The organism is Corynebacterium sp. BF-R-2 (assembly GCF_024586525.1).
GTDB lineage: Bacteria > Actinomycetota > Actinomycetes > Mycobacteriales > Mycobacteriaceae > Corynebacterium > Corynebacterium singulare.
On sequence record NZ_JAMFTP010000001.1, the window covers coordinates 208,524 to 231,602 of the forward strand.

General features: G+C 60.8%; 18 protein-coding genes. 8 read left to right on the plus strand and 10 right to left on the minus strand.

The genetic code is table 11. The features are described from left to right. Positions 1–660: 660 nt before the first annotated feature. From M5J09_RS00985 to M5J09_RS01010, 6 genes are all read right to left on the minus strand, one after another. Complete coding sequence (locus M5J09_RS00985) at positions 661–2,283, minus strand: cytochrome bc complex cytochrome b subunit (protein WP_042531595.1); 1,623 nt, start codon at positions 2,281–2,283, stop codon at positions 661–663. Then, positions 2,283–3,503: a ubiquinol-cytochrome c reductase iron-sulfur subunit gene (locus M5J09_RS00990; protein ID WP_042531598.1), complete on the minus strand. Its 1,221-nt coding sequence runs from the start codon at positions 3,501–3,503 to the stop codon at positions 2,283–2,285. Before M5J09_RS00990 ends, M5J09_RS00985 begins: the two co-directional genes overlap by 1 nt. Next, positions 3,500–4,387: a c-type cytochrome gene (locus M5J09_RS00995; protein ID WP_042531599.1), complete on the minus strand. Its 888-nt coding sequence runs from the start codon at positions 4,385–4,387 to the stop codon at positions 3,500–3,502. Before M5J09_RS00995 ends, M5J09_RS00990 begins: the two co-directional genes overlap by 4 nt. A gap of 65 nt (positions 4,388–4,452) precedes the next feature. Continuing rightward, positions 4,453–5,037 (minus strand): heme-copper oxidase subunit III, encoded by a 585-nt coding sequence (locus M5J09_RS01000; RefSeq protein WP_181815463.1) that lies wholly within the window; start codon positions 5,035–5,037, stop codon positions 4,453–4,455. Positions 5,038–5,604: 567 nt separating this feature from the next. Then, positions 5,605–6,036: a cytochrome c oxidase subunit 4 gene (locus M5J09_RS01005; RefSeq protein WP_042531601.1), complete on the minus strand. Its 432-nt coding sequence runs from the start codon at positions 6,034–6,036 to the stop codon at positions 5,605–5,607. 19 nt (positions 6,037–6,055) lie between these two features. Continuing rightward, the gene (locus tag M5J09_RS01010; RefSeq protein ID WP_042531603.1) at positions 6,056–7,135 is read right to left on the minus strand and encodes a cytochrome c oxidase subunit II; all 1,080 of its coding nucleotides are present in this window, start codon (positions 7,133–7,135) and stop codon (positions 6,056–6,058) included. 354 nt (positions 7,136–7,489) lie between these two features. Between M5J09_RS01010 and asnB the strand changes: the two genes are divergently transcribed. Beyond that, positions 7,490–9,412, plus strand: a complete 1,923-nt coding sequence (asnB, locus tag M5J09_RS01015; protein ID WP_257156677.1) for an asparagine synthase (glutamine-hydrolyzing) — start codon at positions 7,490–7,492, stop codon at positions 9,410–9,412. Positions 9,413–9,487: 75 nt separating this feature from the next. On the opposite strand, the gene M5J09_RS01020 is transcribed toward asnB, so the two are convergent. After that, positions 9,488–9,832 (minus strand): iron-sulfur cluster assembly accessory protein, encoded by a 345-nt coding sequence (locus M5J09_RS01020; RefSeq protein ID WP_042531607.1) that lies wholly within the window; start codon positions 9,830–9,832, stop codon positions 9,488–9,490. Positions 9,833–10,000: 168 nt separating this feature from the next. Here M5J09_RS01020 and M5J09_RS01025 point away from each other — a divergent pair, with 168 nt between their 5' ends. Together M5J09_RS01025 and M5J09_RS01030 are read left to right on the plus strand one after the other, a co-directional pair. Then, the gene (locus tag M5J09_RS01025) at positions 10,001–10,693 is read left to right on the plus strand and encodes a DUF3043 domain-containing protein (protein ID WP_257156678.1); all 693 of its coding nucleotides are present in this window, start codon (positions 10,001–10,003) and stop codon (positions 10,691–10,693) included. 12 nt (positions 10,694–10,705) lie between these two features. Continuing rightward, entirely contained in the window at positions 10,706–11,605 is a 900-nt protein-coding gene (locus M5J09_RS01030) for a nicotinate-nucleotide--dimethylbenzimidazole phosphoribosyltransferase (protein WP_257156679.1), read from the plus strand. Positions 11,606–11,614: 9 nt separating this feature from the next. On the opposite strand, the gene M5J09_RS01035 is transcribed toward M5J09_RS01030, so the two are convergent. After that, entirely contained in the window at positions 11,615–12,718 is a 1,104-nt protein-coding gene (locus M5J09_RS01035; RefSeq protein WP_042531611.1) for a branched-chain amino acid aminotransferase, read from the minus strand. 131 nt (positions 12,719–12,849) lie between these two features. On the opposite strand from M5J09_RS01035, the gene M5J09_RS01040 reads away from it, so the two are divergent. Continuing rightward, a complete protein-coding gene (locus M5J09_RS01040) occupies positions 12,850–14,349 on the plus strand; it encodes a leucyl aminopeptidase (RefSeq protein WP_257156680.1) in 1,500 nt (499 codons plus the stop codon). A gap of 34 nt (positions 14,350–14,383) precedes the next feature. On the opposite strand, the gene M5J09_RS01045 is transcribed toward M5J09_RS01040, so the two are convergent. Then, positions 14,384–15,658 (minus strand): glutaminase, encoded by a 1,275-nt coding sequence (locus M5J09_RS01045; RefSeq protein ID WP_144793121.1) that lies wholly within the window; start codon positions 15,656–15,658, stop codon positions 14,384–14,386. A gap of 28 nt (positions 15,659–15,686) precedes the next feature. Here M5J09_RS01045 and M5J09_RS01050 point away from each other — a divergent pair, with 28 nt between their 5' ends. Beyond that, entirely contained in the window at positions 15,687–16,229 is a 543-nt protein-coding gene (locus M5J09_RS01050) for an isochorismatase family protein (protein ID WP_144793124.1), read from the plus strand. A 16-nt stretch (positions 16,230–16,245) separates the two neighbouring features. Here the strand turns inward: M5J09_RS01050 and M5J09_RS01055 are convergent, their stop codons facing one another. Further along, positions 16,246–16,644, minus strand: coding sequence for a hypothetical protein (locus M5J09_RS01055; RefSeq protein WP_042531620.1), 399 nt, complete (start codon positions 16,642–16,644; stop codon positions 16,246–16,248). A 128-nt stretch (positions 16,645–16,772) separates the two neighbouring features. Between M5J09_RS01055 and sucB the strand changes: the two genes are divergently transcribed. The 3 genes from sucB to gcvP all read left to right on the plus strand — a co-directional run bounded on the left by sucB (position 16,773) and on the right by gcvP (position 23,076). Continuing rightward, complete coding sequence (gene sucB / locus M5J09_RS01060) at positions 16,773–18,872, plus strand: 2-oxoglutarate dehydrogenase, E2 component, dihydrolipoamide succinyltransferase (RefSeq protein WP_257156681.1); 2,100 nt, start codon at positions 16,773–16,775, stop codon at positions 18,870–18,872. Positions 18,873–18,977: 105 nt separating this feature from the next. Next, positions 18,978–20,132: an MFS transporter gene (locus M5J09_RS01065; protein ID WP_042531622.1), complete on the plus strand. Its 1,155-nt coding sequence runs from the start codon at positions 18,978–18,980 to the stop codon at positions 20,130–20,132. 73 nt (positions 20,133–20,205) lie between these two features. Beyond that, the gene (gcvP, locus tag M5J09_RS01070; protein ID WP_257156682.1) at positions 20,206–23,076 is read left to right on the plus strand and encodes an aminomethyl-transferring glycine dehydrogenase; all 2,871 of its coding nucleotides are present in this window, start codon (positions 20,206–20,208) and stop codon (positions 23,074–23,076) included. Positions 23,077–23,079: the final 3 nt, after the last annotated feature.

Genomic DNA, 23,079 nt, shown 5'->3' on the forward strand with positions numbered 1-23,079 from the left:
CCCACGACCAGCTGAAACATCCAGCCCGCACAATCATCTACGACTGGACCAATTTCATTTTTCACGGGCCTTCCGGAAGCTAAAAAATTGTATTGTGACCTTCGTCACCCTTGTGTAATTCGGCGTAACTTTAACCCCAACCGACCCTACATACACACCTTCACCACAGCCATAAACCGCCGTTTTCCAGCAGTTTTCCTGTCGCCCACGTCACTCAGCTTCGAGATCTGAGACTCAAATACGGCCAACAAGAGCCAGTTCACCAACACAATCCGCAGGTGAACAAAAGGTTAACCGACACCTCATGCTCTTTCGCCATGGCTTCAACCCCCTCATGAACAATGTTTCCCGCCGTCGAATCCGCTGCCAACTCAAGGGAAGCACGCTGTCCCACGCCTAAGGGTCAACTACCGTTTCTTCTTTCGGGCATCTCGAAACGCCACCGATCATCCAGCACCGCATGCGCCACCTGCAATCGCTTAAACCAAGGCCACTCATGCAGGCGACTAACGTGGCCAGCCATATAGAACTGAACCCAGGTTGATGGAGGGGGCGTCGTAAAGCAGCCCCGAGGACCCCCAAGCGAACGCAAAAGCCCGTCCCCCACCTCGTCATCGAAGGTGAGAAACGGGCTCGGTGAGCGTGTTTCAGAGAGTGGCGCTAGATGCGGCCGTTCTCTTCGTCGTCACGACGGTTAGCCTCGTTGAGCTGACGGAACATCTCCGCCTCCTCAGCGTGGTTCTCCTCGTGGATCTCGTGGACACGGGACATCAGGGCCGAGTCATCCGGGGAGAATACACCCTGGGTTTCGGAGTCAGCCAGACCAAGCTGGTTAAGCTGCTTCGGAACCTGGGCACCGGCGTACTCGAGTGGAATCGGGTGACCATGGTCATCGACCGGGCCGAGCGGCTGGTGAACCTCGATGAAGGCACCATTCGGCAGCTGCTTGATGACACCGGTCTCGATACCGTGCTCCAGAACCTCGCGGTCGGAGCGCTGCAGACCAACGCAGATGCGGTAGGTCATGAAGTAGGCAATCGGCGGCAGGACGATAAGGCCGATACGGCCGACCCAGGTCATCGCGTTCAGCGAAATCTGGAAGAAGTTAGCCACGTGGTCATTACCACCGGACAGGGTCACCAACAGGAAGAAGGTGATGGCCATTGCACCGATAGCGGAGCGAACCGGTACGTCACGCGGGCGCTGGAGAAGGTTGTGGTGTGCGTCGTCGCCAGTCAGCTTCTTCTCAATGAAGGGGTAGGCGAAGAGCAGGATAACCATGACACCACAGAGCAGGGCGACCCAGAATGCGGACGGGATGGTGTAGTTGCCGATGTAGAGCTCCCATGCCGGCATGACACGAGCAACACCATCAGTCCACAGCATGTAGATATCCGGCTGAGAACCAGCGGAGACCTGGGACGGATTGTAGGGTCCAAGGCTCCAGATGGCGTTAATGGTCAGCAGACCAGAGATGAGTGCCAGCACGCCAGCAACCATCAAGCCCATACCAATCGCCTTGGTGGCGAAGACCGGCATAATGCGGACGCCGACAACGTTGTTCTCTGCGCGACCCGGTCCAGGGAACTGGGTGTGCTTTTGGAACCACACCATGATCAGGTGGGCTGCGATGAGGCCCAGGATGATGCCCGGGATAACCAACACGTGCAGGATGTAGAAGCGATCCAGCATCAGGTCGGACGGGAAGTCGCCACCGAAAATAGCCCAGTGCAACCAGGTACCAATGATCGGCAGACCCAGGATGATGGCGGACATGATGCGCAGACCAACACCGGAGAGCAGGTCATCCGGGAGGGAGTAACCGAGGAAGCCCTCGATCATACCCAGGAGGATGAGTGCGCAACCGATAATCCAGTTAGCCTCACGCGGGCGGCGGAAGGCGCCGGTGAAGAAGATGCGGAGCATGTGGGCAATCATGGACATCATGAACATGAGTGCTGCCCAGTGGTGCATCTGGCGGACGAAGAGACCGCCGCGAACCTCGAAGGAGAGGTCCAGCGCCGTTGCGTAGGCGCGAGACATCTCGACGCCGTTGAGCGGGGTGTAGGCACCGTCGTAGATGACCTTCGTGATGGAAGGGTCAAAGAACAGTGCAAGGTAAATACCGGTCAGCAGCAGGATGATGAAGCTGTACAGCGCCATCTCACCAAGCATGAAGGACCAGTGAGTCGGAAAGACTTTGTTGAGCTGGGTACGCAGGACGCCGGCGGCAGAGTAGCGCTCGTCCATGTTGTTGCCCATCTTGGCAAGTTTGTTACTCATTATGACTTACGCTCCCAGAATGCAGGTCCGACGGGCTCAACGAAGTTGCCCTTGGCAACCATGTAGCCTTCGTCGTCCACCTCGATCGGCAGCTGCGGCAGTGCACGGGCGGCCGGGCCGAAGACCGGCTTGCCGTAGTGCAGAGCATCGAACTGCGACTGGTGGCACGGGCAAAGAATGCGGTTGGTCTGTGCCTCGTACAGAGAGGTCGGGCAACCGATGTGGGTACAGATCTTGGAGTAGGCGTAGTAGTCGCCGTAGTGGAAGTCCTCCTGGCCCTTGCGCTCGATGGCCTTCTTAGCGTCATCGTTGCGTAGGCGGATGAGCATCACAGCATTGCGGTTTCCGTGAATGGAGTGCATGTGATTCTCGTAGACGTCCTTTTCCTCAGACCACTCAGCGCCGTCGTTGACGTCCTCGGCGGCGAGCGGGAAGACGGTCTCCATGCCGCCCGCTGCAAGATCCTCCGGACGGACACGAACCAGGCGGGCAAGGCCGCGGGTGGTGTAGTGCTCGCCGGATTCACCAGCGTGCTTCTCAGCAATGGTACCGGTATCACGAGCAAGATAGAGCTTCACGCCCTTCTCGTGCATGGTCCAGCCGGAGGTCCACAGGGTGCCGTCACCAGCGTAGTTCAGCTCGTGGCGCTTCTTCCACGGGTTGTTGATAGCGCCAGCGAGCGGGGCGATAACAGTCAGGCCGAAGAGAACGCCGGCGCCGCCCAGCAGACCCTTGATGGTGGTACGACGACCAAGGGTGGAGGTGTTCCACGAGTCATTGAGCAGTGCGGTCAGGGTGCGACGGTCAACCTCGTCGGAAGGACCGTCGTGGCGACGCTGCACGGAAATTTCTTCCGGCAGGATCTTCTTGACGTACTGGACGATGGCAAAGCCGAGACCGAGGATGCACAGGCCAGAGGTCAGACCGAGAAGCGGGGTGTAGAGAGTGTGCCACCACAGGCCATCCTCACCCAGCATCTTGTACTGCCACGGCCAGAACAGGTACACGCCGAGGAAGGCGATGCCCATCAATACGGAGATAAGCAGCCAGAACGTGATGTTGGCGGCGGCTCGCTTTTCAGCCGGGTCGCCGTCCACCGGGAAGCGCTCCTTGCGGAACGCAACGGTGACGTCATCAAGCTCGGTACCGAGCGCGGCGAGCTCGTCGTTGCTCATGGCATCGAGCTCTTTGCGAGAGTAATTCTTCTTTACGTTGCTCATGAGCGAGATCCAATCCACATAGCGGCAACGCACAGAAGGCTGATGCCGATGATCCACATTGCCAGGCCCTCAGCCACCGGGCCGAGACCGCCAAGGTCCCAACCGGCCGGGGACGGGGTTTCCTTCGCAGACTTGAGGTAGGCGATGATGTCCTTCTTCTCATCTGCGGTCAGCTGACGGTCGGAGAACTTCGGCATGTTCTGCGGACCGGTCAGCATTGCCTGGTAGATCTCCTGCTCGTTGGCAGGTGCCAGCGGCGGAGCAAACTTACCGGAGGACAGCGCGCCACCCTGGCCGGTGAAGTTGTGGCAGGAGGCACAGTTCATGCGGAAGAGCTCGGAGCCCTTGGCAACGTCCTCGGCCTGAATCTGGCCGTTGTAGTTCGCACCACGCAGGGACTCCTGCGCAACGGAACCGTCCTCGTTGTAGACGATGTCCGCGCCGCCGCCGTTGGCAGCAACGTAAGCGGCAAGAGCCATAGTCTGCTGCTCGGTGTAGCGCGGGGTCTTGCGCTCAGCCTGTGCGTCGTTGGACATCATCGGCATGCGGCCGGAGTGCACCTGGAAGTACACGGAACCGGCACCGATACCGACGAGGGAGGGACCGCGGTCCTTAATACCCTGGAGGTTCGCGCCGTGGCAGGTAATACAAGCAAGTTCGTAGATGTCCTTGCCCTCTTGAACGAGAGCTTGGTCATCCTTAGCAGCGGTAGCGACCTGAGCGTCCGGGGTCAGGGCGGAAGCCAAGACACCAGCGCCGGTGAGACCGATGCTCAGTGCGAAGACGCCTGCAAGCGTGCGCTTCGCCTTGCGGCGACGGCGGGTCTTCTTAGCCGCGACAGTGGTCTCCTCCACTGCGGCGGGTTGCTGGATGTTATCCATCATTTTCCTTTAGATAACTCGTACATGGAAATGGATGGCTGTAGGCCGGATGCTCCGGCACCTACGGCCTACTGAACTAGGTAGATGACTACGAACACGCCAATCCACACAACGTCAACGAAGTGCCAGTAGTAAGACACTGCCATCGCTGCGGTTGCCTGTGCCGGCGTGAACTTGGAGCGAGCAATACGCGCCAAGATAATTCCGAAGGAAATCAGACCTGCGGTCACGTGCGCCGCGTGGAAGCCGGTCAGAATGTAGAAGACCGAACCAAACACGGAGGACTGCACAGTCACACCTGCCATGATCAACTCTGTCCACTCGAATGCCATGATGCCCAAGAAGACAACACCCAACGCGAGGGTCACCGAGTACCAGAGTCGGAGCTTGTATACGTCACCCCTTTCTGCTGCAAACACGCCGAACTGGGAGGTCACGGAGGAGAGAACCAGAACAGTCGTGATGACAAAGCCCATCGGCACGTTGATGTGCGCGGTGTGCTCAGCCCAGTCACCCTCCTGGCCGTTCGCACGCGAGGTGAACCACATCGCGAACAGTCCAGCAAAGAACATCAATTCCTGAGACAGGAACACGATGGTGCCCACGCTGACCATGTTGGGTCGGTTCAGCGCGGCAACACGTGGTGCTGCCATACCTTGGTTAGAAACTACGCTCGTCACGCATAACAGTATGGCCGGTCGGGACTCATAAGTCATCTCAATTCCCCCCGATTTTTTGAGGCCGCGACATAGACCTTCACATGTCCGTCAGGTCCCAACCACACAAAAGTCTTCTAAAAGTTCGTGGGAACTTTTTGCGGCGCTTTCCGACGCCCCATTAATGCAGGTAGCACGATTCACACTCCCCCAAGGCCAAGATGCTGACGTAGCACCGCATGATCGCGACAGACATACGCGAGCTCTTCGCGCAGTTCTTTCAATGAGATAAATCACAAGTAGATTCGGGGGCATTAGCGCAGGTTTGCAACTTTCGGATGACCCCCGAAAAAATGGCGTTTAACGTGCTGGAACTGCCAAAGGAAAGGCGTAGATAAGCGCCTGCCATGCTTCCCCGACTCCCCCGCCTTAAAAATTTTCCGACAACCCGGGAACTTTGCAGCACAGATTCCGACCCGCTGAGATCGACAAAGCCCCCGACCCAAAAGGAGGGTCGAGGGCTCGAGAAGTCGTGGCACTAGTACGCGCGGCAGATAAGGCGCTTTAGTGCTTTTCCTTCGGCAGACCGTACTGCAGGGACAGGCCGGTTACGGAGGTAACAAGGAGAACTGCACCCAAGGCAATCAGCCAGTAGTAAAGGAAGATGACGCCAAGGCCAAGAACGGCAATGGAACCGGTCATTGCCAGCGGCCAGATGGAGCTCGGAGAGAAGAAGCCGAGGATACCAGCCTTGTCTTCAGTCTCTGCCTCTTCCCAATCTTCCGGAGTCAGGTCGACGCGGTTATCAGTGAAGTGCAGGTAGCCACCCAGCATGATGCACAGGAGCACCGCAAGGAGCATGCCCACAATGCCGACCCACTCCGGGCCGTAGAGGTAGCCATCATCCTTGACGTAGTTAACGCCAACGATGTAGACGATGAGCGACACAAAGAGGTAGACCGCGATGGAGTAAAAGACCTTAGATGTTGCACGCATTGTGTATCAGTTCCTTTTCTTATGCTGCTTCGGCGGTGTCGACGAAGTTGTCGGCATCGCGGGTATCGCGCAGGGAGTTGAACGGAGACGTGGTCACAGCGTAAGGCTCCTCGCCGATGTGCTTGAGAGCCTCAGCGTTGGTAGCCTCCGGGTTCTGCTCGCGGAACTGGAGGTACTCGTTGAAGTCAGCGCGGTCAACGACGCGAATCTCGAAGTTCATCATGGCGTGGTAGGTACCGCACATCTCGGCACAGCGACCAACGAAGGCGCCCTTCTCTTCAATCTTCTCCACCTGGAAGCGACGCTCCTGGGCGTTCTTTTCCGGGTGAGCGTAGACGTCACGCTTGAACAGGAACTCCGGAACCCAGAAGCCGTGGGAAACGTCACCCGATGCGAGGCGGAACTCAATCGGGGTATCAACCGGGAGAACCAGAACCGGAATCTCCTCGGTGGAACCTACGGTCTCAATCTTGTTGAAGTTGAGGTAGGAGATGTCACCGGTGGATTTGCCGTGAATCGGGTTCGGGTTCGGGGTGCCCTCCGGGTCGATCGCGGACTCTTCAGCAAGCTTCTGACGCTCAGTGTCGGCGCCGTCGTAGTTCTCGCCATCCACCTTGTTCTCGGCGTAACCGAACTTCCAGTTCCACTGGTACGCGGTGACGTCAACGGTGACCTCAGGGTTCTTATCCAGAGCAGTGACCTTCTGCTGCGCCTGCACAGTGAAGAAGAAGAGGGTCATGATGATAAGAATCGGCATAATCGTCAACGCCAGCTCGAGCGGCACGTTGTACTGCAGCTGCTTCGGGAACTCGCCTTTGCCAGCCTTCTCTGCCTTCTTCGCATTCCAGCGGAAGATAGCGGTGAGGAAGAGACCCCACATAATGAAACCGACGATCCATGCAGCAACCCAGACCCAGATCCAGAAGTTGTACATCGATTCAGCCTCAGGGGTAATGCCCTTTGGCCAGCCGAAACCAAGAAGGTTCTCCATGGCCGTCGGTGCCGCGACGTCACAACCCGCCAGAGCGAAGCCGCCGAGGGCGACAACGCCCGCTAGACCAGCCTTGCGGGCGAGATTGCGTTCTTTACGCTGTCCCACGTGTGTTCTGCCTTTCTGTGCACACAAACTTCTCGAATACTCATAGAGCATTCCTACCCAATCAGGATAGAGCATCACGCTCGACTTTCAGACCTTTTACGTGGTCCAATCAGGCGTGAAAGAAGCTCCATAAATAATGAACGCAACGGATGTTACCGGCCCACCTGCATAAGATCACTCCAGCGCCCCCACCCTCCCCCTGCCGCTTATGATCCAATTCACAACCCTGGTGGGCTCCCATCATCCGAAAGTTCGCACCCTAACGGGGAGCGCGGCGCGGGGTTCGCAGATCCCCTCACCGCAGCCGTAAAGTGTGTCGCAGATGAACCTTCATATATAAGGAGAAACACGTTTATGTGCGGACTCTGCACACTGCTCAGCGCCCACCGCAACGCAGCCGAGCACCTTGAGGCCCTTGAACAGTCCCTCCAATGCATGCGCCACCGCGGCCCTGACGCCGCCGGCACGTGGCACGATGAGGATGCGGCTTTCGGATTCAACCGCCTGTCCATCATCGACTTGGAACATTCCGACCAGCCGCTGCGCTGGGGGCCGGAGGACAACCCGGAACGCTATGCTCTGACTTTTAACGGCGAAATCTACAACTACGTGGAGCTTCGTGAAGAGCTCAGTGCCGCCGGTTATTCCTTTAATACTGAGGGAGATGGCGAGCCCATCGTCGTGGGCTATCACCATTGGGGCAAGGATGTTGTCGAGCACCTGCGGGGCATGTTCGGCTTTGTCATTTGGGATACCGAAACCCGCACCATGTTCGCGGGCCGCGACCAGTTCGGTATCAAACCGCTCTACTACGCCACGACCGATAAAGGCACTGTTTTCGCTTCTGAGATGAAGTGTATTCTCAGCATGGCCGATTCCATGGGTCTAGATCTCAGCCTTGATAAGCGTGCTATCGAGCATTACGTCGATCTGCAGTACGTGCCGGAGCCGGAGTCACTCCACGCTAATATCCGCCGCGTCGAGTCCGGCTGCACGGTCACCCTCCACCCCGGCGAAGAGGTTGTGGCCGAGCGCTACTTCAAGCCCCGCTTCCCCATCCAGCCCGTGAAGCAGGGCGAGGAGCAACAGCTCTTCGATAAGATTGCGCGGGCGCTGGAGGATAGCGTCGAAAAGCACATGCGTGCCGATGTCACCGTGGGGTCCTTCCTCTCCGGCGGTATTGACTCCACCGCCATCGCCGCCCTGGCCAAGCGCCACAACCCGGACCTGCTCACCTTCACCACCGGATTCGAGCGCGAAGGTTACTCCGAAGTGGACGTCGCCGCCGAGTCCGCAGCGGCGATTGGTGTGGAGCACATCGTCAAGATTGTCTCCCCCGAGGAGTACGCCGATGCCGTACCGAAGATCATGTGGTACCTGGACAATCCCGTGGCCGATCCTTCTCTGGTGCCGCTCTACTTTGTGGCACAGGAGGCTCGCAAGCACGTCAAGGTTGTCCTTTCTGGTGAGGGCGCCGACGAGCTCTTCGGTGGCTACACCATTTATAAGGAACCACTCTCCCTCGCCCCATTTGAGAAGATCCCCTCCCCTCTCCGTCAGGGTTTGGGCAAGCTCTCGCAGGTGCTTCCCGAAGGCATGAAGGGCAAATCCCTTCTCAACCGCGGTTCCATGACCATGGAAGAGCGCTACTACGGAAACGCTCGTTCCTTTAACTTTGAGCAGCTCCAGCGCGTACTCCCCTGGGCCAAGCCGGAGTGGGACCACCGCGAGGTCACAGCACCCATTTACGCACAGTCCGTGGACTTTGACCCGGTTGCCCGCATGCAACACCTCGACCTGTTCACCTGGATGCGCGGCGACATCCTAGTCAAGGCCGACAAGATGAATATGGCCAACTCCCTTGAGCTGCGCGTGCCATTCCTGGACAAGGAGGTTTTCAAGGTGGCGGAAACCATTCCGCACGAGCTGAAGATTTCCCACGGCACCACCAAGTACGCGCTGCGTAAGGCCATGGAACAGATCGTCCCGCCGCATGTGCTGCACCGCAAGAAACTCGGTTTCCCAGTGCCGATGCGCCACTGGCTGGCCGGCGACGAACTCTACGGTTGGGCACAGGACCAGATCACCGAGTCGCAGACCGAGGATATCTTCAATAAGAAGGAAGTCCTCGAGATGCTCAAGGAGCACCGCGACGGCATCTCCGATCACTCCCGCCGCCTGTGGACCGTACTCTCCTTCATGATCTGGCACGGCATCTTTGTGGAGAACCGCATCGATCCACAGATCGAGCAGCGCGATTACCCCGTGAAACTCTAGCCCAGAACGCACTAAAGCCCTCGCCACCATGGCGAGGGCTTTATCTGTGCCTACAGCAACTGTGCCTACACGGCTTTAGTTGAAGGAATCACCGCAGGCGCAGGAGCCACCGGCATTCGGGTTGTCAATGGTGAAGCCCTGTGCCTCAATGGTGTCGGCGAAGTCGATCTTGGCACCGGTGAGGTACGGGATGGACATCTTGTCAACGACGAGGTTCACGCCACCAATGGTGTCGACCTTGTCACCATCGAGGGTGCGGTCGTCAAAGTACAGCTGGTAACGCAGGCCAGCGCAACCGCCCGGCTGGACAGCGATGCGCAGGGACAGGTCGTCGCGGCCTTCCTGCTCGAGCAGGGATTTTGCCTTAGCGGCAGCGGCGTCGGTCAGGATAACTCCGGTTGCAGACGCGGGAGCGGTCATGGTTTCTCCTCTTAATATGTACGGAATTTTCTGGAGCCCACCCTACCCTCTCTGCGGAGAGGAATAAAGGATGTCCTCCAGTGCACTGGTGTCGTGTCATTTATGGCTAACGCCGCCGAGAGCGGGCCTATTCCCAGTACGCCCTCACAACCTTGTACGCTAAACAGCGTGAAACTTCCGTGGCAACAAGACAATAAGACCCCTTCCCCCGCCGAGCAGTCCCCGGCGCCGGAAGAGAAGACCGCCGCCGAGAAAACGCACCGCAAGGGCTACACGCCGCCGAAGGGCCGCCCCACGCCTAAGCGCGATGCGCAGGAAATCGCCCGCGGCGTTAAGCGCGATCCCCAGGGCATGTCGGATGCCCAGCGCCACCAGCACCGCAAGGAGCTTAAGGCGTCCATGTCCAAGGAGGAATGGAAGGACTACAAGCGCAAGGAGCGCCAAGAGTCCCGCGCCCGCCGAAACGAGGCCCAAGAGCGCATGGCCGCTGGTGATGAGCGCTATCTGCTCGCCCGCGACAAAGGTGAAGTCCGCCGTTATGTGCGCGATTGGATTGATTCGCGCCGCTTCCTCAACGAATGGGTGCTGCCTTTTGCCCTCGTACTGTTCGTGCTCATGTTCGTCATCGGCAGCAACCCCAATCTGGCCAACATTACCTCCATTGCCGCGATGGTTGTCATCGCAGTCTTCGCCATCGAGGGATTCTGGCTGGCTCGCAAGTGCAACAACGCGGTGCGCCTGAAATTCCCGGGCACCACCGAGGCGGGATTTGGTTTGGGATTTTATGCTTATTCCCGCGCCACCCAGCCACGCAAGTGGCGTACCCCGCGCCCGCAGGTGGAGCGCGGCGCCACCGTGTAAACCGGAGGACACATGCCTGATTTCACCGCCGTTCCGCAGCTGCGCAACCACTCCGCGGAGGAGCCGGGGCGCCTCGCTGACATTGCCGCGTGGCTTGCAGCCGCGCAGGATTCGGAGAGGGCCCAGCCGCTTAGCCGGCCACGCGCCATCATCTTTGCTGGCGCGCACGGCATTGCAGAGCGCACCATTGACGGCGTAGGAATTGGCCCCCACACTGGCGCCGACGAGGAACGCTGGCGTGAGAACATCGCCACCGCAGCCCAGCGCGCGGGGGCGGGTGTGGATTTCCTTGAATGCGCCGAAGCAGCGCCTATCGACGTCTCCCCTGCCATGTCCGCCGAGCAGCTTGAGCACCACGTGGAGCTAGGTAAACAGGCAGCCGACCGCGAGGTGGACTCCGGTGCAGATCTGCTGATTGCCTCTGATTTCGGTATCGGTGGTGAGACGGTCGCCGCCGCCGTCATGGGCCGCATTACCTATACGGAGCCGGTGGCCATCCTTGGAACCCGCACATCCGGGGGCATGACGGATGGCATGTGGAAGACCCGCGTGACCATCGTCCGCGATGCCATGTTCCGTGCCCGCAACCTAGAGGGCTGGGAGGTCGTGCAGACCATCGGCTCCCCAAGCCTCGCCGGGTTGGTGGGCTTCATCGCGCAGGCAGCGGTGCGGCGTACGCCTATGCTCATCGCCGGCCCCCTAGCCGCCACCGCCGCGGTTCTCGCTGAACGCAGCGCCCCCGGCGTTAAGTGCTGGCTCCGCGCAGGAAGCAGCTCCCCCGAACCGGCAGAAGCCCTTGCTTACAAGGAGCTGGACCTCAGCCCACTCCTTGACCTGGATCTGGGCGCCGGCCATCCCCTCGGCGCGCTCGCAGCCCTGCCGCTGGTGGAGCTGGCCGCCGAGCTCGCCTAGACAGCGCGCTTACTTCGGGTCAACCAGCGTGTGTAGCCAGCCGTGGGAATCCTCCACGGCACCGCGCTGAATGCCGGTAAGGCGCTCACGCAGGGCCATGGTCGTCGCACCTGCCTCATCATTGTTGATGTGGAAGTCCACACCATCACCCAGAACATGGCCCACCGGGGTGATAACCGCGGCAGTACCGCAGGCAAAGGTTTCCGTCATCGCGCCAGAGGCAACATCCTCTTCCCACTCCTTGTAGGTAATACGGCGCTCTTCGACCTTGAGCCCCATGTCTTCAGCCACCTGCAGCAAGGACTTGCGTGTAATGCCTGGCAGCAACGAGCCCGACAGCTCCGGAGTCACCAGTGTTTGGTTGCCCTCCTCGCCGTAAATGAAGGCCAGGTTCATGCCGCCCATCTCCTCGATGTAGGTGCGCTCGATGGCATCCAGCCACACGACCTGGTCACAGCCCTTCTCGGCAGCCTGCGCCTGCGCTAGCAGAGAACCCGCGTAGTTGCCGGCGAACTTTGCGGCACCGGTACCGCCTGGTGCGGCGCGGACATAGTCGGTAGACAGCCAGACGGACACCGGCTTGATGCCACCAGAGAAGTACGCACCGGCCGGGGATGCAATGACCACGTAGCGGTAAGAGTGCGCTGGGTGCACGCCCAGGGACGCGTCCATAGCGATCATGAAGGGGCGGAAGTACAGGGCTTCCTCGCCGCCGGCCTCGGGTACCCAGTCTTGGTCAACCTCAGCAAGCTGGCGCAGGGACTCCACAAACTCCTCGTCCGGCAGCTGCGGCATGGCCATACGCTCCGCAGAATCCTGCAGGCGTTGCGCATTCTGGTCTGGACGGAAGGTAGCGATGCTGCCGTCAGGCTGACGGTAGGCCTTAATGCCCTCGAAGATGGCCTGGCCGTAGTGGAACACGGTGGACGCCGGATCCATGCTAAACGGCGCGTACGGTCGCACCTGAGCATCGTGCCAGCCCTTGTCCTCGGTCCAATCGATGGTCACCATGTGGTCGGTGAAGTACGTGCCAAAGCCCGGGTTCGCCAGAATCTCCTGCAGGCGCTCCGGGGAGGTGGGGGTTTCGGTTCGCGTCACGGTGTAATTCAACATGATTCACAGCGTACTCTCCGTCCGCCTATAGAGGTGCAGAAATGCGGGAGTTTGAACCCGTGGCGGTGCCGACCACTGTCACGGGTAGGGTGTGAGAAGTATCCCATTGTCATTTTCACAAGGAGGACATCGTGGCTTCTTCCACGTTCGAACTGCCCGCACGCGGCTCTTTCCCCACCGTTGAGCTGGCCAAGAAGGCCCCCAAGCAGGCAGATGCCTTGCTGATCGCCACTTTTGCTGGCGAAGAGGGACTTGAGGTTCCGGGCACCTCCCTGCTCGGTTCCTCCGCGCTGCGCTCCACTTATGAGGCCCTAGCCGCCGTGGGCGCGACGGGCAAGGCCGGGGAAATCATCAAGGTTCCCGCCCCACAAAAGGCGGGCGCTGCACAGATCATCGCGCTGGGCTTGGGCGATGTTGAAGCCCTCGACGATGAAGCCCTTCGACGCGCCGCAGGCTCCGCTGCCCGCGCCACCGCAGGCGTGGGGACCATCGCCACCACCTTGACAGACTTCGGCGTTGCCGCTGCTGTTGAGGGTCTCATCCTCGGCGGCTACACCTACCGCGGCATCCGTTCGACCGACCTCAAGGATGAACAGCAGCCCGCCACCTTTATTGTCGTGGCAGACAAGTCCGCTTCCGAAGAGTTTGAGGCTGCCCGCATCGTGGCCGAGTCTGTTCTCATCTCCCGTGACCTAGTGAACACCCCGGCTAACGAGCTCTACCCGGAATCCTACGCCGCGTTCCTGACCGGCCAGGCCAAGGAGGCCGGCCTCGAGGTTGAGGTTCTCGATGAGAAGCAGTTGGAGAAGCAGGGCTTCGGAGGAATCCTCGCCGTGGGCAAGGGTTCTGCCCGCCCGCCTCGCTTGGTCCGCCTGAGCTGGAATCCCAAGAAGGCTAAGAAGCACGTGGCTCTCGTGGGCAAAGGCATTACCTTCGATACCGGCGGTATTTCCCTCAAGCCGGGTAACGGCATGTGGGACATGATTTCGGATATGGGTGGCTCTGCCTCCATGGCAGCCACCATTATCGCCGCGGCCAAGCTCAAGCTACCGGTCCAGATCACCGCTACCCTGCCGCTGGCGGAAAATATGCCGGGCGCGGGCGCTACCCGCCCGGGTGACGTCATCACGCACTACGGCGGGTTGACCTCCGAGGTCCTCAACACCGACGCCGAGGGCCGCCTCGTGCTGTCGGACGCCATCGCGCGCGCCAGCGAGGACAAGCCGGACTACCTCATCGAGACTGCTACCCTCACCGGCGCACAGATCGTCGCGCTCGGCGCACGCACAGCAGGCGTTATGGGCTCCGAAGTCTTCCGCGATCGAATCGCCGAGATTGGCCGCGAGGTGGGCGAAAATGCGTGGGCCATGCCCTTGCTTGAGGAACACGACGAGGAGATCACCTCCCAGGCCGCAGACATCCGCAACATCAACGCCAAGCGCGAAGGCGGTATGGAGTTCGCCGGCACTTACCTCAAGCAGTTCGTCGGCGAGGGCATCGAGTGGGCCCACATTGACATTGCCGGCCCGTCCTGGAATGGCGGTGCACCCCGCGGCTACACCCCGAAGCGCGCCACCGGCGTCCCGGTGCGCACCGTGGTGGCAGCGCTGCGCGAGATTTCAGAGCAGTAACCAGGTCTGAGCAGGTTGACTGTTCAGAGACTGCTCAGACATCCTCCCCCGCGATGACATAGTCCTCCTTGTCCGCGAGCGGGAGGACGGTGCCGTCGGACATGGCGCGGTCGGTGACCACCCCGTTGTCGTCGACAAGCGCCACGTCGTTGCCGCCTTCCCGCAGGCGACGCAGCCCCTCCTTGAGCATGCGCCGGCCCACCTTGTGCAGGCCAGAGACCTGCGAAAAATCGAGCGCCAAACGCTTGCCGGAGAATTGACGCTCCTCCAACTCGTGCAGGATGGCCTCCGTGGCGGTGAAATTGATGTGGCCCTGCAGGCGGATGATGGCAGTATCCTCGTCTTCATCAACACTGCGCACCGGGTACACACCGAAGCGGTTGTCCGTGGACATGAGGTGCAGCCCCATATCCGAAGAAAGTTTCTGAAAAATGGACGTTCCGCGCACGCTATTTCCCTGCTCATCCAGGCGCGGGGAGAGCGTGGCCACGCCGAGCTGACCGGGCAGCGTACCGATGAGACCGCCGGCCACACCGGACTTTGCGGGGATGCCTACCTCCGCCATCCAGCGCCCAGCGCCGTCGTACATACCGCAGGAGCTCATCACCGCAAGGGTGAGGCGGCACACATCGGCGTCCAAAATCTTCTCCCCTGTTACCGGCTGGCGCCCGCCATTGGCCAGCGTGGCGGACATAACGGCTAGGTCGCGGACGTCGACAGACAGCGCGCACTGCGAGGTATAGGACAGTACTGCATCGTGCGCATCATCCTGGATGATGCCATAAGAGCGCAGCATGTGGGCGATGGAGAGGTTGCGCTCGGCATGCTCGAGTTCGGAGTCACACAGGCGCTTATCGACGTTCACTTCACGCCCTGCCAGCCGCGACACATAACTGCGGATACGTTCCACGCGGTCTTCCACCGTGGAGTCCACGCCGTTGATGAGCTGGTTGACCACGATGGCGCCGGCATTAATCATCGGATTGACGGGGCGGTGGTCCTTTGCCAGGGACAGCTCATTAAAAGCCTGGCCGGAGGGCTCAAGCCCGACAACCTCCCGTACTTCGTTCAGGCCCAGCTCCTGCAAGGCAAGTGCATAAACAAAGGGCTTGGAGATGGACTGGATGGTGAAGCGGTTCTCTGCGTCGCCCGCACTGTATAAATGCCCCGTGACCGAGCAGAGGGCGACGCCGAGTTGGTCTGGGTTGGCCTCGGCAAGCTCGGGAATGTAATCCGCAACCTCACCGCCATCCTCATCGCGCACTGAGTTCAGAATCTTCTCTAAATAAAAAGGAATCGGTGTTTTCATCCCGCCCCAGCGTATAGAATTATGCGGTATGAAGCCCGCACTTATCATCGTTGACGTCCAACACGATTTCTGTCCCGGCGGTGCCCTTGCTACTGACAAGGGCAACGAGGTAGCAGATCGCATCGGTACTCTCCAGCCGAGTTACGATACCGTCGTTGCCACCCAAGATTGGCACATTGACCCTGGCACGCACTTCTCTGAGAACCCGGACTTTGTCGATTCGTGGCCTGTGCACTGCGTGGCCGAGTCCTTCGGTGCCGCCATGCATGAGTCGATCGGCCCGGCGGAGGCCTACTTCCGCAAGGGCGAGTACACTGCGGCCTACTCGGGATTCGAGGGCACGGCTGATGGCGCAACGCTCGCGGACTGGCTGCGGGCACGGGAGATTACGGACGTCGACATCGTGGGTATCGCCACCGATCATTGCGTACGAGCCACGGCTGCCGACGCCCTCGCGGAAGGCTTTACTGTCCGGGTTCTCGCCGAGTACTGCGCGCCTGTCGACGTCTCCCGGGGCGAAGCCGCGCTTCTGGAACTCGCCGACGCGGGGGCCACCATCGTGCGGGATTAACCCCCATTAGTGCTCGTTAGCCCTCGTTGCGTTGTTGACGCTGCTCGAAGCGTTCGCGGCGTTCGCGCTGTTCTTCCCGCTTGCGGAGGATGCGCTCACGCTCAATGCGCTCGCGCATACGTTGCGGGTACCCGGTTTCCTCGACGTCATACACATCGCACCGTAGCAGCTTGGCCACAGCGTCAATGCCTTTCGGACCGCCGATGCGACGCCGGATGAAGGCGCCATTTTCGTCGACGACCACCACAGACATCTCGTTGACCACGGTCTCTGGCTCGATAAAGGCCTCAATATAGGCCCGGCCCTGTGCCCAGCGCTGCAGCTCCTGGGCGTCCTCCGCACGGATCGTCTCGCCTGGGGCGCGTGGCGGGCGCAATTGTGAGCGGGAACTGTTGCGTCGGAAGGGGTTGAACATGACTCCCAAGCCTACCCCGTGAGGAGGGTGCCCCAATTCACCCCACCTGTGCGCACGGTGTGCGGGCACGCTGTAGAATCGGGCACTAGCGTTTCACTACTTCCAACTTTCGAGGAGTCTTATAACTTATGGCACACTCTGTTGTGATGCCCGAACTGGGCGAATCCGTAACCGAAGGCACGATTACCCAGTGGCTTAAGTCCGTCGGTGACACCGTTGAGGCTGACGAGCCGTTGCTCGAGGTTTCCACCGATAAGGTCGACACCGAAGTTCCGTCCCCGGTCTCCGGCACCATCCTCGAAATCAAGGCTGAAGAGGATGACACCATCGATGTCGGAGAGGTCATCGCCATCATCGGTGATGAGGGCGAGTCCGCCCCGGCCGCTGACAATGCTGCGGAGGAGTCTTCTGAGAAGGCTGCTGAGACCCCGGACAAGCCAGCTGAGGATGCAGAGTCTGAGGCTCAGGCCCCTGCTTCCGGTGAGGCCACCGATGTGGAGATGCCGGAGCTCGGCGAGTCCGTCACCGAGGGCACCATCACCCAGTGGCTGAAGTCTGTTGGTGACACCGTCGAGGTTGACGAGCCACTGCTCGAGGTCTCCACCGACAAGGTTGACACCGAAATCCCGTCCCCAGTCGCCGGCACCCTCGTTGAAATCCTCGCTGACGAAGACGACACCGTCGACGTCGGCGCAGTCATCGCCCGCGTTGGCGACGGCTCCGCCGCCCCAGCCGCCAAGGACGACAAGGCCGAAGAAAAGACCGAGCCGAAGGCTGAGGAAAAGAAGGAAGAGCCGAAGGCAGAAGCCAAGGAAGACAAGGCCGAAGAGAAGAAGCCGGCTGCTTCCGGTGAGGCCACCGATGTGGAGATGCCGGAGCTCGGCGAGTCCGTCACCGAGGGCACCATCACCCAGTGGCTGAAGTCTGTTGGTGACACCGTCGAGGTTGACGAGCCACTGCTCGAGGTCTCCACCGACAAGGTTGACACCGAAATCCCGTCCCCAGTCGCCGGCACCCTCGTTGAAATCCTCGCTGACGAAGACGACACCGTCGACGTCGGCGCAGTCATCGCCCGCGTTGGCGACGGCTCCGCCGCCCCAGCCGCCAAGGACGACAAGGCCGAAGAAAAGGCAGAGCCGAAGGCTGAGGACAAGGTAGAGGAAAAGAAGGAAGAGCCGAAGGCAGACGACAAGGCTGACAAGTCCGAGGAGAAGAAGCCGGCTGCCGCTGCTTCTGCATCCTCCGAGCCGAAGGCTTCGGAGACCTCCACCAAGGTCAACAACGGTGACAACGTTCCGTACGTCACCCCGCTCGTGCGCAAGCTCGCTGAGAAGCACGGCGTGGATCTGTCCACTGTCTCCGGCACCGGTGTTGGTGGCCGCATCCGCAAGCAGGATGTTCTGGCTGCCGCAGGTGAGGGCGAGGCTCCGGCAACCTCTGCTGGCTCTGACTCTTCCAACCCGCGTGCTCGCTGGTCCACAAAGTCCGTGGATCCGGAGAAGCAGGAGCTCATCGGCACCACCCAGAAGGTCAACCGCATCCGTGAGATCACGGCTTCCAAGATGGTTGAGGCTCTTCAGATTTCCGCTCAGCTGACCCACGTCCAGGAAGTCGACATGACCGCTATCTGGGACCTGCGCAAGCAGTCCAAGCAGGCGTTCATTGACAAGTACGAGGCCAACCTCTCCTTCCTGCCGTTCATTGTGAAGGCCACCGTTGAGGCACTGGTGTCCCACCCGAACGTCAACGCTTCCTACAACCCGGAGACCAAGGAGATGACGTACCACGCTGACGTGAACGTGGCCATCGCCGTGGACACCCCGAAGGGCCTGCTGACTCCGGTCATCCACAAGGCTCAGGAGCTCTCCCTCCCGGAGATTGCGCAGAAGATTGCTGAGCTGGCTGACAAGGCTCGCAACAACAAGCTCAAGCCGAACGACCTCACTGGTGCCACCTTCACCGTGACCAACATCGGTTCTGAGGGCGCCCTGCTGGATACCCCGATTCTGGTTCCGCCGCAGGCCGGCATCCTGGGCACCGCAGCCATCACCAAGCGTGCTGTTGTGGTGACCGAGGACGGCCAGGATGCTATCGCTATCCGCCAGATGTGCTACCTGCCGTTCACCTACGACCACCAGGTGGTCGACGGTGCCGACGCTGGTCGCTTCATCACGACCATCAAGGACCGCCTTGAGACTGCGGACTTCTCCGCAGATCTCAACCTCTAGTTCTTAGAGTGTCCTAGCTCCCCGTGCTTCGGCGCGGGGAGCTTCGTCGTTTTCCGTGGACATAAACAACCACCGGCTGTGATTCAGCACACTAGACTGGGCCGCATGGTTTCTCAGAAGTGGTTCCGCATTGCTCTCGGCATGTTTCTCGTAGCGTGCGGCGCCAACCTCTTCGCCCCCATGGTGGTGGTCTATCAACTCACCACGCCCTTGGGAATTCTGCACACAACGTTCCTCTTCGGCATCTACGCCTTCGGGATCATGCTGGCTCTTTTCATAGCCGGGCCCCTGTCCGATTCGTTCGGGCGCCGTGCGGTTATGCGCCCAGCAGTTCTGACCACCACGGCAGGCTCGCTCATCTTGCTTCTCGGCTTCCACGGTGCGTTCCTGCCGCTGTTCATCGGCAGACTGTGCATTGGCGCAGCCGTGGGCATGGCCATGTCCTCGGGAGCGGCGTGGATTAAGGAGCTCAGCACGCACGTGCATATCGGCGCCAAGCGTTCCTCCGTTGCTTTATCCTCCGGCTTTGCGCTGGCGCCCGGCATCGCAGGGCTTGCTGCGCAGTACCTACCGTGGCCCACGGTGCTTCCCTACCTTTTCCACATCGCACTCGCGCTGGTTGTGGTTCCCCTGGTGTGGATGGTCCCAGAGCTCCCCACCACTTCGGGGCGGACCACCCGCCAGCCTTTCTTCCCCACTAGTCTGCTAACCCCGCGTTATCTACACGTCATCGCGTATGCGCCATGGGTCTTTGGCACGGTCACCACAACCTTCGTCTTCCTGCCTTCGCAGCTCAGTGAGCACCTGGACCGTCCCATCCTGGTAGCGGGGCTCATGGCCATGGTGACTATGGGAAGTGGTGTCATCATCCAGCAGCTTGCCGGCCGCATTCGAATGACGCCTTTCCACGGCATGGTGCTCGCCGCCCTCGGCATGGGGTTGTGTCTGGTCATCCTTGCCGCCGCGCACCACGGCTGGGTTGTAGCGTTGTTGCCGATTGCGGCGATTGTCATGGGCAGTTCCTACGGCATCGGTATGCTCACGGGCTTGGCGGAAACGCAGGCGATTGCGCACCCGGATCAGCTCGGCGCGGCGACGGGGGTGTTTTATTCGCTCACCTATCTCGGCTTCTTCGCGCCCTTCATCCTGTCGCTTCTGGGGCCTGCGGTGGGTTATTCCTCCGCGTTTATTCTCGGCTTGGTAGTCGCCGCAGTAACCGCTGGATGGTTGGGCATTAAAGCCAGGGGTAGCCGGGGTTAATGTCATACGCCACGCCTTATACTAAAAGGCGGTTTAGGCCATACTGACTAACGCCACGAAGGAGTTCAAACACATGGATTTCATCTCTCGTCACCTCGGCCCCAATGAAGCCGAGCGTGCGACGATGCTCAAGGCCGTGGGCTATGACAGCGTTGAGGCGCTTGTCGATGCCGCCCTCCCCACCACCATCCGCGCCGTCGAGTCTCTCAATCTTCCGGAGGCGCTGAGTGAGGACGATGCCCAGGCCAAGCTGCGCGAGTACGCCTCGCAGAACGTCGTGCTGAAGTCTTTCTACGGCCAGGGCTACTCCGATACCCTCACCCCCGCGGTCATCCGCCGCGGTTTGCTGGAGGATGCCGGTTGGTACACCGCCTACACGCCCTACCAGCCGGAGATTTCGCAAGGCCGCCTGGAAGCCCTGCTCAACTTCCAGACCATGATCGAGTCCCTGACCGGTCTGCCCATTGCGAATGCCTCCCTGCTTGATGAGGCCTCCGCCACCGCCGAAGCCGTGGGCCTCATGGCGCGCGCGGTGAAGAAGGGCCGTCGCGTTCTGCTCGATTCCCGCCTTCACCCGCAGGTTCTCGCCGTGGCTGCGGAGCGCGCCCGCGCCATTGAACTCGAGGTGGAAATCGCCGATGTCCGCGATGGCATCGTTGGTGAGGACCTTGTCGGCGCCATCCTGGCATACACCGGTACCGAGGGTGACATTGTTGATCCGCGTGCGGTGATTGAGGAACTGCACACCCGCGGTGCGCTTGCCGCCGTAGTGACTGATCCGCTCTCTTTGCTCCTCCTTGAAGCCCCCGGCGCGATGGGCGCGGACGTCGTCCTCGGCTCCTCGCAGCGCTTCGGTGTTCCGCTTTTCTTTGGCGGCCCGCATGCAGCCTTCATGGCTGTGACGGAGAAGCTCAAGCGCCAGATGCCGGGACGCATCGTCGGCGTGTCCAAGGATGCTGCTGGCCGCCCGGCCTACCGCCTCGCACTGCAGACCCGTGAGCAGCACATCCGTCGCGAACGCGCGACTTCTAATATTTGTACCGCCCAGGCGCTGCTAGCCAACGTGGCTTCCATGTACGCGGTCTACCACGGCCCGAAGGGGCTGAAGGACATCGCGCAGCGCGTCCATGACCGTGCCTCGGCCTTCGCCCAGGCCGTGAGCGGCGCCGGCAAGGAGCTGGTTTCCCGCGAGTTCTTCGACACCGTCACTGTGACCGGTGTGGATGCCGCGGCCATCAAGTCCCAGCTGCAGGAGCAGGGCTACCTGGTGCGCGCTATCGGCTCGGACAAGGTTACGGTCTCCTTCGGCGAATCCGCCACCACCGAGGACGTGGCCACGCTCGCAGCCGCCTTCGGCGCCGAGGCCTCTGATGATTCCGGAGATGCGGCCGCTGGCTCCTACGAGATTCCGGCTGCCGTCCAACGTGCCGAAGCACCGCTGCAGCACGAGATCTTCAACTCCATCCACTCCGAGACCCAGATGCTGCGCTACCTGCGCACCCTGGCAGACAAGGACCTGGCCCTCGACCGCACGATGATCCCGCTGGGTTCGTGCACGATGAAGCTCAACCCCACCTCCGCCATGGAGCCCATCTCTTGGCCGGAGTTCGCCGGTATCCACCCGTTTGCCCCGGAGGAGACCACCGCGGGCTGGCGCGCGCTCATTGAGGAGCTCGAGTCTTGGCTGTCTGAAATCACCGGCTACGCCCAGGTGTCTATCCAGCCCAACGCCGGCTCCCAGGGTGAGCTGGCAGGACTTTTGGCCATCCGCCGCTACCACGTGGCCAACGGTGACCAGGGCCGCGATGTCATCCTCATCCCGGCGTCTGCCCACGGCACGAATGCAGCCTCGGCCACCTTGGCAAACCTGCGCGTCGTGGTGGTCAAGACCGCCGACGATGGCTCCATCGACGTCGCTGATCTGGACGCCAAGATTGAGCAGCACGGCGAACACGTTGCCGGCATCATGATTACCTACCCCTCTACCCACGGTGTCTTCGATCCCGAGGTCCGCGAGGTCTGCGACAAGGTTCACGCGGCCGGCGGCCAGGTCTACATTGATGGCGCAAACATGAACGCACTGGCCGGTTGGGCCCGTCCGGGTGCTTTCGGTGGCGATGTCTCTCACCTCAACCTGCACAAGACCTTCACCATCCCGCACGGCGGTGGCGGCCCGGGTGTGGGCCCGGTGGGCGTCGCCAAGCACTTGGTTCCCTTCTTGCCTACCGACGCCAACGATCCACAGCTCGATCCCTCCCAGCCGGCGCAGGATGGCGGGGGCGTGCCGTCCACGGCTACGCGCTATGGTTCGGCCGGTGTGCTGCCGATTTCCTGGTCTTACCTGGCCATGATTGGCGCGCAGGGGCTGACGGATGCCACAAGCCACGCCATCCTTGGCGCGAACTACCTGGCACGGAACCTCAAGGATTCTTTCCCGGTGCTGTACACCGGAAACGCGGGCCTGGTGGCCCACGAATGCATCTTTGACCTGCGCGAGCTTACCGACGCCTCCGGTGTCACCGCCGCCGACGTGGCCAAGCGCCTCGTGGACTACGGCTTCCATGCCCCGACCTTGTCCTTCCCGGTGGCCGGCACACTTATGGTGGAGCCCACCGAGTCCGAGGACCTGGGCGAGCTGGATCGTTTCATCGAGGCAATGCGCTCCATCCGCGCTGAGATTCAGGAGATCATCGACGGTTCGGTGACTTACGAGGACTCCGTCATCCACCACGCGCCCTTTACCGCAGAGGCTGTCGCCGCTGATGACTGGGGCTTTAACTTCAGCCGTCAGCAGGCCGCCTATCCGGTGGCATCGCTGCGCCGCGGCAAGTACTTCCCGCCAGTGCGCCGCATCGATGAGGCGTACGGTGACCGCAACCTCATGTGCAGCTGCCCGCCGCCCGAGGCCTTCGACTACTCCGATGAGAACACCCAGGAGGATTAATTC